The sequence below is a fragment of the Sporosarcina sp. P2 genome, assembly GCF_002743255.1.
Lineage (GTDB): Bacteria > Bacillota > Bacilli > Bacillales_A > Planococcaceae > Sporosarcina.
This window is the reverse complement of record NZ_PDYY01000005.1, coordinates 149,220-162,822: the sequence shown is the minus strand read 5'-3', so window position 1 is coordinate 162,822 and position 13,603 is coordinate 149,220. Positions and strand designations below refer to the sequence as shown.

Here is a 13,603-nt window from a genome sequence, read left to right as displayed (position 1 = left end):
GTTACTTCTCCTCCTTCTTATTACGCAAACGTATGAGTCCTACACGGATGATGTATCCACAGGCAACAAAGAAAATCACCAATGCTATAATAATTGAAACAATTTCTACTGGAATTCCTGCTTCGTTCGGCATATTATTCGCACCATATTTCAATGAGCCGAATAATGTGGCTCCGAAGATGACACCAAGTGGCGTATTCGCACCAAGCAAGGCTACGGCGATTCCATCAAAACCGATTCCTGTAAAGCCACCCATGGAGGACATATTACCAAACGTACCAAGCGCCTCCATTGCGCCTCCAAGTCCAGCAAAAGCACCCGAAATGACCATTGCAAGAACAATATTCTTGTTTGCGCTCATACCCGCATAGCGAGCAGCATTATCGTTATATCCAACAGACTTTAACTCAAATCCAGTCTTTGTTTTCTCTAAAATGAACCACATGACAACAACCATAGCCAATGCTACGAATATTCCGTAGTGCAATGTAGAATAGTCCGTTAGATTAGATAAGAACTCTGACCGAAGCGAAGCCGATTGATGGATACGCTCCAATTTGAATCCACCACCGGAGAGTGTTTTAATTAATGCGTTCACCACGTGTAAGGCAATATAGTTCATCATGATGGTGACAATAACCTCATGCACTTTCAATGTCGCCTTTAAAATACCCGGCACAAGCCCCCACAGCGCTCCAGCGGCAGCTGCTGCTATCAGTGCGAAAGGTAAATGAATAATTTTTGGTAGATCGAATGCCATCCCTACATAAGCTGCAGCAAACCAGCCAACGATCAATTGTCCTTCAACACCAATATTGAAAAGTCCAGTTCTGAATGCAAATGCCACTGCAAGTCCGGCAAGTATGTATGGACTAATTTGACGAATGGTTTCACCAATTGCATAAGAATCACCAAAAATACCATTCCATAATGCTATATAGCCTGTGATTGGATTATAGTCACTGATCAACATCACGACAGCGCCTACTAAGAGTCCTAGAAGGATCGAAATTATTGGGACAAGTATATTGATCATTCTATTCGACATGATGTTCATCACCATCTTTCTCAGCGGCTAGCACCTTTTTCTCAGCAACATCTTTTGAATGACCTGCCATCATTAATCCTAGGGCTTGTTCCGTTGTCTCTTGAGGTATTACGGTACCTACAATAGTCCCATCATAAATAACGGCGATTTTATCAGAAACGTACATGACTTCATCTAACTCAAACGTAATGAGTAAAACTGCTTTTCCCTTATCACGTTGTTCAATCAAACGGCGATGAATAAACTCGATTGCTCCCACATCCAAACCACGTGTAGGTAATGCGGCAATTAGTAAATCCGGATTTCTCATTATTTCCCGTCCGATGATGAGCTTTTGCTGATTTCCTCCGGATAACGCCCTCGCTAATTCGTGTGCTCCTTGGGTTCTGACATCATACTCTTTGATCAGTTCTCCTGCTCTTTCATTGATCTCTTTATAATTCATGATTCCGCCTTTAGATAATGGTTCATGATAATACGATTGCAACGCGCTATTATACGCTACCGAAAAGTCTAATATAAGTCCATGCTTGTGGCGGTCTTGCGGAATATGTCCAATACCGGTTTCGGTGATTTTTCGCGGTTTTTTATTTGTGACATCTTCATCATTGATAAAAATCTTACCGCTCTTCACTTTAGTTAAGCCCGTGATTGCTTCGATTAACTCCGATTGACCGTTACCATCAATGCCAGCAATCCCAACAATTTCACCGCGTCGTACTGAAAGGTTAAGGCCTTTTAATTTAGCAACACCACGATAGTCATTCACTTGAAGATTTTCTATCTTCAATACTTCTTCAGTCGGTTGGGATGGACCTTTTTCTGTTTTAAATGTGACTTGACGTCCTACCATCAACGTCGCCAACTCTTCGGGATTCGTTTCCGATGTAATAACAGTACCAATTCCTTTACCTTTGCGGATGACAGTAACTTTGTCTGAGACGTTCATGATTTCCGCCAGTTTATGGGTGATCAAGATGATGGATTTTCCTTCTGCTACGAGCTTTTTCATGATATTCAATAATTCATCAATTTCCTGAGGCGTTAGTGATGCAGTAGGTTCATCAAATATTAGAATATCTGCTCCACGATAAAGTGTCTTAAGAATTTCGACACGTTGTTGCATACCAACTGAAATATCCTCGATTTTGGCGTAAGGATCCACATCGAGACCATACATCCTAGAAATTTCTGCAACTTTTTTTGCAGAATCCTTAATGTTAATAACTCCAGATTTAGTTGGCTCACTACCTAAAATAATGTTTTCGGTTACAGTTAAATTCTCCACCAACATAAAGTGTTGATGCACCATCCCGATTCCGAGATCGTTCGCCACGTTCGGATCAGTGATTGCTACATTTTCGCCACGGACACGGATTTCTCCACCATCCGGTTGATACAAACCAAACAACACATTCATTAAGGTAGATTTCCCCGCACCGTTTTCACCCAGCAATGCGTGAATTTCGCCTTTCTCCAGTTGTAATGTAATATGATCATTTGCATAGAAATTTCCAAACCTTTTTGAAACATCTAGCATCTCAATTACATAATTCATCCCCATCACTTCCTTGCCTATAATTGAATTCAATAGAATTAAGTAGCACAACTCTTATCTTTAATAATACGTGATAAAGCCCCTATATGAAAAGTTGAAAGCTTTGCCATTTTTTATAAGTAGCCTGCCGATATTTTATTTTATTAATCTTAAAAATTAATAAAATAAAAGTTCCAGAACAAATATCAAGGAGCCTTTATTTTATTAACTCAATGAAATGAAGGCCGGATATAAAACCGGCCTTCAGTTATTTAATGACCTTATTTCTTCTTTTCTACAAACTCTGGTACTTCAATTTCACCATTTGCAATCTTTTGTGCATGTTCATCAATTTGATCCAAAACGTCCTGTGGAATAGCGCCACGTGAATCAGCAAGACCTAAACCATTATCTGAAAGGCCGTAGACTTTTGTTTCACCACCAGGGAAGTTACCAGCCATCGATAAATCAGCAATGTCTTTAACTGCTACGTCTACACGCTTCAACATAGATGTAAGTGTAACGTTGGCATCTCCCACTTTTCCTTCTTCATACTGGTCAGAGTCAACACCGATTACCCAAACGTATGCATCTTTATCTGCTTGCTTACGTTCTTTCGCTTCTGAGAATACACCGTTACCTGTTCCGCCTGCAGCGTGGAAAATAATGTCTACGCCTGAAGAATACATACGGCCCGCCTCAGCTTTACCAAGTTCTGCTTTATCAAATGCACCTACATATTTTGAATCTACTTTGATTTCAGGCTTAACTGATTTGACACCTTCAAGGAATCCAGCTTCAAAACGCTCGATTACAGGATTGTCCATGCCACCAATGAAACCAATCTTATTTGATTTTGTCATTAATCCAGCTGCGACACCAGCTAAGTATCCGCCTTCTTGTTCTTTAAAGAGGATGCTAGCTACGTTTGGAGCATCTACTTCACCATCAATAATTGAGAACTGAGTATCTTTTTGTTGCGCTGCAATATCTTCAATTGCATCTTCCATCAAGAAACCTACTCCGTAAATTAGGTTAAAGTCACGACGAGCCAAGTTGTTAAGGTTTGTTGTATAATCTTCTGGGCCAGTTGACTGAAGGTAATCGTAGCCGCCAGTCCCCTTTTCCCATCCTTGTTCTTCTCCAAACTCTTTAACGCCTTTCCATGCAGATTGGTTGAATGATTTATCATCAATTCCTCCAACATCAGTTACCATAGCAATTGAAAATTCGCTTTTCTCACCGTTGTCCCCTGTTGCCGGCTTTTCACCCGCATTGTTTTTGCCTTTATCGTCAGAGCCACATGCTGCTAACATTGTACCTGCGGCTAACACTAAAGACATCGCTAGACCAAATTTTCTTTTTTTCATCAATAATGACCTCCCCTGGCTAATTTTGGTATTATGTTAGGACGTTGTACGTCTTATACCCCTATCGACATTACTTTTTACTTGAAAACTGAATATTGTTAGTGAAATATTCGGGAATTTTTTACCCCGCCCGTATATGATGTTCATGATAACAGTGATGAAGTTACATTACATGGTAGCGCTTTCGGTTCTACTAAATATCGGATGACGGACTCTATTTCAATAGCCTGCAATGATAATTTCCTTCTGCCTTCACTATAACATTTACTTAGGTAGAAGGAAATATCTAGCCAAAATCACGAATAACTTTGACTTATCAAAATAAGAACGAAAGAAGACTTACATTTCCAGCTCAGATTTATTGAGTAGTACATGTCTTGGCTTACTGCCTTCAGGCGGCCCAACCACACCCCGTGCTTCCATTTGATCCACTATACGTGCAGCTCTAGCATAACCGACTCGGAAACGACGCTGGATCATCGATACGGACGCGGTTTGCATCTCCACTACCATTTGTACCGCTTCATCATATAACTCATCGGTTTCTTCATGCGGTGCTAATACTTCAACCTCCGTCGGAATCATCTCTTCTTGATACTGAGCTTTTTGCTGTTCGATAACAAAATCTACTACAGCTTCGACCTCTTCATCCGAGACAAATGCGCCTTGAATACGCGTAGGTTTTGAAGCACCCGCAGGCAGGAATAACATATCTCCCCGTCCCAATAACTTCTCGGCACCGCCACCGTCCAAAATAGTTCGAGAATCGATGGCTGAAGAGACAGCAAATGCAATTCGTGACGGAATGTTTGCCTTAATGATTCCTGTAATGACATCAACACTTGGTCGTTGAGTAGCGATAATTAAGTGAATCCCGGCGGCCCTCGCCATCTGTGCGAGACGTGTAATGGAATCTTCTACGTCACTTGATGCCACCATCATTAAGTCTGCCAGTTCATCGACGATAACAACAATATATGGCATGCGAGGATGTTTCTCATCATGTTCTTCATTCCACTGTTCAATATGGTTATTATACCCTTCAATGTTCCGTGTGCCGGTATGGGAGAATAACTCATATCTGCGCTCCATCTCCGATACAACACGTTGCAACGCTTGCGCCGCTTTTCTCGGATCCGTAACGACAGGCGCCAACAAATGTGGAATACCATTAAATACGTTCAACTCTACCATTTTCGGATCGATCATCATCATTTTCACTTCATGTGGTTTCGCCCGCATGATAATACTCATAATGATGCCGTTGACACAAACACTTTTACCACTGCCCGTGGCACCCGCAATTAATACGTGGGGCATTTTATTGAGTTCTGTCATCATGGCTTGTCCTGTCACATCACGGCCTAAACCTACTAGCAACTTGGATTCATGAGAATTATTTTCTTTAGATTCCAACACTTCACGTAAACTTACCATCGCCACTGCATTGTTCGGTACTTCGATTCCAACTGCTGACTTACCAGGGATTGGTGCTTCAATACGAATACCACTAGCTGCCAATGCCAATGCAATATCATCCGCCAAACTAACAATGCGACTTACTTTTACACCTGTATCAGGTAGGATTTCATATTTAGTGACTGCTGGTCCTAAGTGGACTTGTGTCACTCGTGCTTTGACGCCAAAGCTTAGGAACGTTTTCTCTAGTTTCTTGGCGTTTGCCTGAATTAAATTATATTCTCCAGACTGATCACTTGCTACAGGTGGTTCCAATAGATTGGTGGATGGCAAAATATACGATTCGTTTTCTTGTTCTCCGCCCATTACTGGATAATCAACCGTAGGATCTTTAGGATCAAGGGTTGTGTCTACTTTATCTATCGATTCCCTTTCTTGTACAACTTCTGGTTGTACAGCCTGTTCGATTTTTGCCGTGAAGCTAGAGATAATTGGTTCACTGACCGGTTCTGGATGTTCTTCTACTGATTCCATTTCAGCAGTGTTTACTAGTTTTGGCTTACTCTTTCTATTACTGCGCGCACTTTCTTTACGTTTTTCTTCAGGTGACTTGACAGGTTTCTTTTCTCTCGCCATCCATTTGTTCTTGATACTATTCATCAAGATAGGTGTTTGTTCGACCAAGATGGGAATCAAAGCCTTTCCCGTCAATAAGATCATGCCAATGAGCAGTAACAGTACACCAGCCACTGTAGCGCCTGATGAATCAACCAGTGAATAAAACATTGCGAATAGTACAGCGCCTATCATACCGCCACCTAGCGTCCCCGTTTGGTCATGTATACCATCATTGGTGATGAGAACTTTCCATGTTTCCTTCAGTGCGGAATTTGACATCAGAACCTTGCTTTCATACAATGTCTGAAATAAATGAACATGACTGAACAACAGCATACTACCTAAAATGAATAAACAACCGATGACGATTCGGTGCTTATATCCGCCGATTTGTCTCTTGACCATGAAAATCAATGCTTGCACAATAATCAAAAATGGCAATGCAACATACCAATTACCAAATAAGAATCTAGAGAAAGCCGATAACCCTCGACCGATTACGCCGTATTCAAAGATCATGATAATTGCGATACCGATTAAAATGACCCCTAAAATTTCAAACCAGAGCGGTTGCATTTGACTTTGCTGTTTTTTCTGTTGTCTTTTCTTCGCTGGTGCTCTCTTTTTAGCACGTTTCTTCGCCATTTGCTAACCCCCTTTCTGAAAAAAAGATTTCCAGCCATAAAGGCATGGAAATCCAATTGTTCTTTAATTAGTCAACAAACAATATGGATCAGTATTCCATGATAATTGGGATAATCATCGGGCGACGTTTTGTTTGCTGATATAAATACGAACTCAATGTCTCACGGATCTCTTGTTTAATGTTTGTCCATTCAAATGTTTCTTTATTCACGTACTTCTCGACAATTTTAGTAATCAGTTTTGTCGCTTCTTCAAATAATTCCTCTGATTCACGTACATAGACAAACCCTCGTGAGACGACTTCAGGACCTGCAGCGATTCGTTTTTGCTTTCTGTTCAATGTCACAACGACTGTAAAGATCCCGTCCTGCGATAACAGCTTACGGTCACGCAACACGATGTTTCCTACATCTCCTACACCAATACCATCGATCAAGACGTTACCAGCCTGGACTCTACCCGCCATGCGAAGCTTTTCATTCTTGAATTCAACAATGTCGCCTTTATCCGCAATGAAGATACGGCTTTTAGGTAGACCAACTTCTTGAGCGAGCTTGGAGTGTGCAATCAGCATACGATATTCCCCTTGAATCGGAATAAAATATTGAGGTCGCATTAAGTTTAACATCATTTTCAAATCTTCAGCAGAACCGTGACCGGAGACATGTACATTTCGTGTGGACGTCAGTACAGTCGCTCCAGCCTTTGCTAATTCATTCATCATCTTGTACATGGAAATTTCCATAACGGGTGACGGCGTGAATGTAATCAAGACCGTATCTGAACTTTTGATATTAATTTCTCTATGATGTTTACGGACGATTTTTTCCAATGCTTCTAGTGGCTCACCTTGGTTACCTGTTACAATGATTACGATATCCTGATCATCATAACGCTCCATGTCTTTAACTGGGATTACAATATCTTCATCCACTTGTAAATAACCTAATTTTAACCCGACCTCAAAGTAGCTCTCTAAACTTTTACCAACAACTGCAACTTTCTTTTTCTGTGCTGCTGCCTGATCTAGTACTTGCTGAATACGAATGAAGTTTGATGCATACAACGCTACTAAAATTCTTCCTTGTGCTTCGTGGAATGTTTTAAAAAGACGTTTTTCGATTACAGACTCAGATGTCGTATAACCTGGACGCTCTGCTTCTGTAGAGTCGGACATCAAGATAAAGACTCCTTCTTCACCAAGTGTAGCCATTTTCGCAATATCAGGGCGATATTTGCCTTTTGCTGCTTGGTCGAATTTGAATTCCCCTGTATTGACGATTGCACCTTCACTTGTATGGAAGACAATTCCTAAAGAATCCGGAATACTATGCGTTGTGTAAAAGAATGTCACATGCGTACGCTTGAAGTTCATTCGGCTTTTGCTTGTCACTTCGAAGAAGCGGACATTAGATGGTGCCGGCATTTTTTTCAAATGTTCTTTCGCCAAAGCCAATGTCAACTTTGTACCGTAGACAGGAGCTTGTACTTTCTGTAATAAATACGCAATAGACCCAATTGCATCTTCATGACCATGAGTTAAGAATATTCCTTTGATCCGATCTTTATTCTCTTCAAGATACGTCATGTCAGGTATTACAAAGTCAATACCTAGCATTTCCGTTTCTGGGAACATTAACCCCGAATCCATAACAAATAGTTCGTCGTCGATTTCAACGACATACATAGACTTTCCAATTTCCCCTACTCCACCTAGTGGAATCACTCTAATTAATTCATTTTGTATTTTCGTCACATTGTTTCCTCCTATATTCTATTCCCGCCCACAACGACTAAACACCATTATACGAGATAGTAGGCGTTCAGTACAAACAAAAAAAGCCGGAATGGTCGTCCGGCTTTTGTTTATTACAGAATCCGTGTTCTTTTTTCAAATTTTTCAAGCGCTTCGTCGATGATCGCGGCTTCATTTTCATCCATTGCCACAAGTGGTAAACGAACGCCGCCTGTTGGTACACCTGCTTTTTCCAGCGCATATTTCACAGGCACAGGATTCGGCATCGAGAACAATGCTCTGAATACCGGTAATAATGAACGATGAAGTTCAGCGGCTTCTTTTATGTTGCCATTTTGGAAAGCTTGAATCATTTCTTGCATTTCATTTCCTACTATGTGTGCAGAAACTGAAATAATTCCTCTACCGCCAATTGCAAGCAATGGCAAAGTCAATCCGTCGTCACCACTGTACACTTCAAAATCGTCCGCGGTTCCTTCAATGATTTCTGCCATCTGCTCCAAATTTCCACTTGCTTCTTTGATTGCTATAATATTATCGATTTTCGATAATGCAATAACGGTTTCTGGAAGCAAATTGACGATGGAACGACTTGGAATATTATATAACAATACAGGCAATGTTGTAACGTTAGCAATTTTTGAAAAGTGTGCATACATACCTTTTTGGTCTGGCTTATTATAATAAGGTGTCACGAGCATGATTCCGTCAGCCCCTGATCGCTCGGCAGCCTTAGTCAGCTCTATGGATTCCGCAGTATTGTTTGTCCCTGTACCTGCAATCACTGGAATACGCTTATTCACAACCTTTACTACAAAATCCAGTAATTCCTTCTTCTCCGTAACAGTTAGCGTCGGTGATTCACCAGTTGTACCGCTTACGATGACAGAATCTGTCCCATTTGCGATCAAATGCTCAAGCAAGCTGGTTGTTTGGGCGTAATCAATCGTACCGTCAGGAGAAAAAGGAGTGACCATTGCTGTCCCTACATTTCCAAGTTGCACATTGACCATTCCTTTTCGTTATCATTCTTAATTCTACTTACACAATTTATTTGATAAGTGCCTCTGCGATTTGCACGGAGTTTAATGCAGCACCTTTTAATAAGTTATCCGATACAATCCATAGGTGGAATCCTTTGCTGTTATCTAAATCTTTACGGATTCTTCCTACAAATACTTCATCTTTATCTTCTGCATAAAGTGGCATTGGATAGAGCTGTGAAGCCGGATCATCTTGCAAGACAATTCCTGGGGCATTTTCGATCAATGCCTGGATATCTTTCACTGTGACGTCGTCTTGATCAATTTCAATGTAAACGGATTCTGAATGTCCGGATACAACTGGTAATCTGACACACGTTGCTGCTACTGCCATGTTTTGATCGCCGAATATTTTCTTTGTTTCATTGATCATTTTCAGTTCTTCCAATGTATAGCCCGACTCATCAAATGAATCAATTTGTGGAATCGCATTGAATGCGATTGGATAATGACGTTTTGCAGAAGCGGATGGTAATACTTCTGCTTCAATTTCACTACGATCCGTGAATTGCTTGCTTTGTTCCGCTAGTTCATCAATCGCTTCCACACCGGCACCTGAGACTGCCTGGTAAGTAGATACGATGAGCTTGCTCAGTCCATATTGATCTTTAATAGGCTTAAGCGCTGCTACCATCTGAATGGTAGAACAATTTGGATTCGCAATGATTCCTGAATGGTTTTTCAACTCTTGTGGATTCACTTCTGGAACGACAAGTGGCGTATTAGGGTCCATGCGGAATGCGCTTGTGTTATCAATTACAACCGCTCCGCTTTTCACTGCGTCTTGTGCAAACTTCTCGGAAATACTTCCACCGGCACTAAAGAATGCAATGTCGATACCTTCAAAAGCTTCCGGCGTTGTTTCTTGTACAACGTACGTTTTTCCACCCGCTATGATTTCATTGCCCGCTGAACGTTTAGATGCTAGTAACTTAATGGAAGTGGCAGGGAAATTACGTTCCACCAATTTCTCAAGTATTTTTGTACCTACCGCTCCGGTCGCGCCAACAATTGCAACAGTAACACTCTTCATCTATATCTTCCTTTCAATTATTAACAAGCAATAGTAGGGACAGATTGTCATGTCCTCGTCTCGTTAATTGTGATTGAACGAATTATAACATATATTGAAGAATTTAAAAATCTATTTTCATGCATTATTATGAATTATTAGTAACGGTTGTAATTGTTTACTTTCTATCGCGGATGCAACAGTAGCAGGTAATAATGAGAAATCCGATATTAAGGAGTTCGGTTTTTTTATGCAATCATCCTGACCGAATGGAATAAAAAAGACGTGTTTCATATTCAATAACTTCATGAGATTCATTCCGTTAAGTCCTAGTGCGTCATTTGTAGAAATACCAAGTACTACCGGTTTACCATTACGCAATGTTGCTTTAGCTGCCATCAAAACAGGTGAATCAGTAGCAGCATTTGCGAACCTACTCATGGAATTACCCGTAAGCGGTGAAATTACCATGCAGTCAAGCGGATTGGATGGTCCGAATGGTTCTGCTTCAACAATACTTGTCACTACCTTCTCGCCTGTCGCTTCTTCTATTCGTTTAATCCACTCTTCACCCGTACCAAAACGCGTTGCAGCATGAAGAACTGAATGTGTAATAATTGGAACGACAATCGCTCCCTCTTTTTGCAACGAAGCGATCATCGGAAGCAGTTGGTCGTATGTGCAGTGTGAAGCAGTGATGCCTAATCCGATTCGTTTTCCTTTGAGCATTTAGTTCCCCTTTCGTCTATACTTATTCTCAAAATCGCGTCAACTAATACAGCAGCCGCATCCTCAGGAAAATGCTTCCCGGGCAATTTGAGGTGTATCGTATAGTATTCAGCGGAATTGGAATGCTTTAGGCACCCAGGTGTTGAAGAGACATCAAATACATGAACAGTGCCGCTTTGATTTGTATCGAGCCATGGAGCTGGAATAGTGTTAACTAAGTATCCATGTGTGAATGTTGTGGCATCATGGAGTTTTAGAGTGTTATATCCAAACACCTCTGCTTCCGCCAATTGTCCGTCAGCACGTGCAACGATGGTGACAGTGGCCTGCAATTGATACAATGTATGGGCAATTGCTTTTCCTACTCTGCCAAATCCAGCAATATAAAAATGCTTACCTGCAATCTGTCGTTTGGTATGTTCATAAAAGACATGAACGAATGCTTCTGCAGTCAATTGAGCATTTCTCCAAATGAATTGCTCATTTTCTAGATAATTCGTATGCGTTATACATTTCTCAGCAAGCTCTTGTCTCCATTTCGCTGAAGTATTACCGGAATAAACAGAAGAGCCTTTTTTCAAATAGTCTACGGGTATGCTTTGTTCCATCATCAACAAAGGAAGTAGAAGATGATCAGGCTTTGTATCTATCAAAGTTTGCTTTAACTGTTCATCAAACGTATCAGAACATATATACTCACTGTCAATTCCTGATTTTACCAATAGTTCATTCGCAATGCGCAAACGTTGATCGGTGCCTACTACAAGCCATTTAGTCATATTCTTCCACTTCCTTTCTATTCAGTTCATGCGTTTTGCCAAATAAAATCCGATCTTCGCCCACCAACACAATTTCATGCCAAGGAATATATTCAATTATATCTTGATCTTTTTGCCTAAAAAGAGTTTTTCCTAATTTTTTCCGTATTTCAAATCCGATGATTGCTCCTGTTTTGCGGTCGAACAGCAAATCTGTTTCTGCCAAGAAGCCATACCTCATGCCTTCTTCTACTTGAATCAGCTCTTTTTGTGCCAGTTCTGATAATTTCATGAAAGCCCTCCCCTATAAAGATCTCTTTCATCATATGTATCAGAGGCGAGAAGTCGACTAGTTCTGCAATTTTTTTAATTGCTGAATACTTGATTTAGGCGCGATAATGGATAGTGCACGATCACTTTCTAACATTTGCTGTCCCAGTCGATAGACATTTCGTTTTTCAACATTCTCAATATGTTCAACGACTTCATTGATCGTCTGATGTTTGCCAAGCACTAATTCATTGCGTCCATTCCTATACATACGCGATTCAGAGCTTTCCAAACCAAGAACAAAACTACCTTTAAGTTGTTCTTTGGCATTTCGCAATTCTTTGTCTGTTAGACCATCATGGAGTACTTCCGCAATGACCTGATCAATTGTGCGATACGTCTCTAAAATGTTTTCCGGAGAGGTTCCGCAATAAATCACAAAGGAGCCAGCATTTTTATATGCGGCATAATATGTGTGAATCGAATAGGCTAGACCGCGATTCTCTCGAACTTCCTGAAATAACCTAGATGACATCGTTCCGCCGAGGATACTATCAAATAAGCTTAACTCGTAAATTTTATCGTGAGTCGAAGGCAGAGAAGGATAACCAAAGCATACATGAGCTTGTTCAATATTTTTTGTTTTGATGATTTGTTGTGCTGTAAAATTCGGTACTTTTTCGTCTTTTATCGAAACAGAAGCCTGGTCTTTACTTTGATAGCTTCCGAAGTTTGCTTCAATCAGCTTGATTAAACGCTCATCATAATTTCCTGCAATGGAAATTACCAAGTTTTCGGGACGATAATGTTTCACCATGAATTCTTCAACCATTTCTTTCGTAAATGACTTTATTGTTTCAATCCTTCCACCTACAGGCTTTCCAATTGCATCCTCTGAGAACATTCCGGCCCATAATCTTTCGTCCACATCTTCATCAGGCATGTCTTCAACAGAAGATATTTCATCCAGAATGACAGATTTTTCTTTTTCCATCTCTTCTTCTTTGAATTGAGAATGGAAAAACATATCAGATAAAACAGTTAATGCGTATGAAGCATGATGACTTAAGACTGTAGTGTAATAGCAAGTCATTTCTTTAGAAGTAAAGGCATTTAGATCGCCCCCAATCTGATCAAACTGCTCAGCAATCATTCGTGCACTTCTTGTGTCCGTTCCCTTGAACAACATATGTTCAATAAAATGGGCAATGCCCTCTTGCTCTTTAGTTTCATTGGCTGAACCTGCATGCACCCAGACACCGATTGCCACGGACTGTAAATGCGGCATTTTTTCATGGATAATGCGTACACCATTTGAACAATTATATTTTTGAATCACAGACTTCACTCCTTATTGTAAGAACAAAAAGCCTCCTTCGCCGCAACTTGTGCAGGAAG

11 protein-coding genes are annotated in these 13,603 nt (G+C 40.6%); all 11 read right to left on the bottom strand.

The genetic code is table 11. The annotated features are described in order from the left end of the window. Position 1: 1 nt before the first annotated feature. The 11 genes from CSV67_RS07495 to CSV67_RS07445 all read right to left on the bottom strand — a co-directional run bounded on the left by CSV67_RS07495 (position 2) and on the right by CSV67_RS07445 (position 13,544). Positions 2-1,048 (bottom strand): ABC transporter permease, encoded by a 1,047-nt coding sequence (locus CSV67_RS07495; protein ID WP_099630967.1) that lies wholly within the window; start codon positions 1,046-1,048, stop codon positions 2-4. Then, positions 1,038-2,606 (bottom strand): ABC transporter ATP-binding protein, encoded by a 1,569-nt coding sequence (locus CSV67_RS07490; protein ID WP_099630966.1) that lies wholly within the window; start codon positions 2,604-2,606, stop codon positions 1,038-1,040. The genes CSV67_RS07495 and CSV67_RS07490 overlap by 11 nt, the downstream gene beginning before the upstream one ends. Before the next feature lie 260 nt (positions 2,607-2,866). Further along, on the bottom strand, positions 2,867-3,955 hold the full coding sequence (locus CSV67_RS07485) for a BMP family lipoprotein (RefSeq protein WP_099630965.1): 1,089 nt from the start codon (positions 3,953-3,955) through the stop codon (positions 2,867-2,869). Positions 3,956-4,294: 339 nt separating this feature from the next. After that, positions 4,295-6,637, bottom strand: a complete 2,343-nt coding sequence (locus tag CSV67_RS07480) for a DNA translocase FtsK (protein ID WP_099630964.1) — start codon at positions 6,635-6,637, stop codon at positions 4,295-4,297. 88 nt (positions 6,638-6,725) lie between these two features. Continuing rightward, entirely contained in the window at positions 6,726-8,393 is a 1,668-nt protein-coding gene (locus CSV67_RS07475) for a ribonuclease J (RefSeq protein WP_099630963.1), read from the bottom strand. A gap of 113 nt (positions 8,394-8,506) precedes the next feature. Next, positions 8,507-9,406 (bottom strand): 4-hydroxy-tetrahydrodipicolinate synthase, encoded by a 900-nt coding sequence (dapA, locus tag CSV67_RS07470; RefSeq protein ID WP_099630962.1) that lies wholly within the window; start codon positions 9,404-9,406, stop codon positions 8,507-8,509. A 37-nt stretch (positions 9,407-9,443) separates the two neighbouring features. Further along, entirely contained in the window at positions 9,444-10,469 is a 1,026-nt protein-coding gene (gene asd / locus CSV67_RS07465) for an aspartate-semialdehyde dehydrogenase (protein ID WP_099630961.1), read from the bottom strand. A 117-nt stretch (positions 10,470-10,586) separates the two neighbouring features. Further along, positions 10,587-11,177 carry a dipicolinate synthase subunit B gene (locus CSV67_RS07460; protein ID WP_099630960.1) on the bottom strand — a complete coding sequence of 197 codons (591 nt, stop codon included), beginning with the start codon at positions 11,175-11,177 and terminating at the stop codon, positions 10,587-10,589. Further along, positions 11,150-11,956: a hypothetical protein gene (locus tag CSV67_RS07455; protein ID WP_099630959.1), complete on the bottom strand. Its 807-nt coding sequence runs from the start codon at positions 11,954-11,956 to the stop codon at positions 11,150-11,152. The genes CSV67_RS07460 and CSV67_RS07455 overlap by 28 nt, the downstream gene beginning before the upstream one ends. Next, a complete protein-coding gene (locus CSV67_RS07450) occupies positions 11,949-12,227 on the bottom strand; it encodes a YlmC/YmxH family sporulation protein (protein WP_099630958.1) in 279 nt (92 codons plus the stop codon). Before CSV67_RS07450 ends, CSV67_RS07455 begins: the two co-directional genes overlap by 8 nt. Before the next feature lie 57 nt (positions 12,228-12,284). Continuing rightward, a complete protein-coding gene (locus tag CSV67_RS07445) occupies positions 12,285-13,544 on the bottom strand; it encodes a M16 family metallopeptidase (protein ID WP_099630957.1) in 1,260 nt (419 codons plus the stop codon). Positions 13,545-13,603 lie beyond the last annotated feature (59 nt).

Coding starts and splice junctions, on each gene's coding strand:
- CSV67_RS07495 (WP_099630967.1), bottom strand. CDS start 1,048: ATGTCGAATAGAATGATCAATATACTTGTCCCAATAATTTCGATCCTT.
- CSV67_RS07490 (WP_099630966.1), bottom strand. CDS start 2,606: ATGAATTATGTAATTGAGATGCTAGATGTTTCAAAAAGGTTTGGAAAT.
- CSV67_RS07485 (WP_099630965.1), bottom strand. CDS start 3,955: ATGAAAAAAAGAAAATTTGGTCTAGCGATGTCTTTAGTGTTAGCCGCA.
- CSV67_RS07480 (WP_099630964.1), bottom strand. CDS start 6,637: ATGGCGAAGAAACGTGCTAAAAAGAGAGCACCAGCGAAGAAAAGACAA.
- dapA (WP_099630962.1), bottom strand. CDS start 9,406: ATGGTCAATGTGCAACTTGGAAATGTAGGGACAGCAATGGTCACTCCT.
- asd (WP_099630961.1), bottom strand. CDS start 10,469: ATGAAGAGTGTTACTGTTGCAATTGTTGGCGCGACCGGAGCGGTAGGT.
- CSV67_RS07460 (WP_099630960.1), bottom strand. CDS start 11,177: ATGCTCAAAGGAAAACGAATCGGATTAGGCATCACTGCTTCACACTGC.
- CSV67_RS07455 (WP_099630959.1), bottom strand. CDS start 11,956: ATGACTAAATGGCTTGTAGTAGGCACCGATCAACGTTTGCGCATTGCG.
- CSV67_RS07450 (WP_099630958.1), bottom strand. CDS start 12,227: ATGAAATTATCAGAACTGGCACAAAAAGAGCTGATTCAAGTAGAAGAA.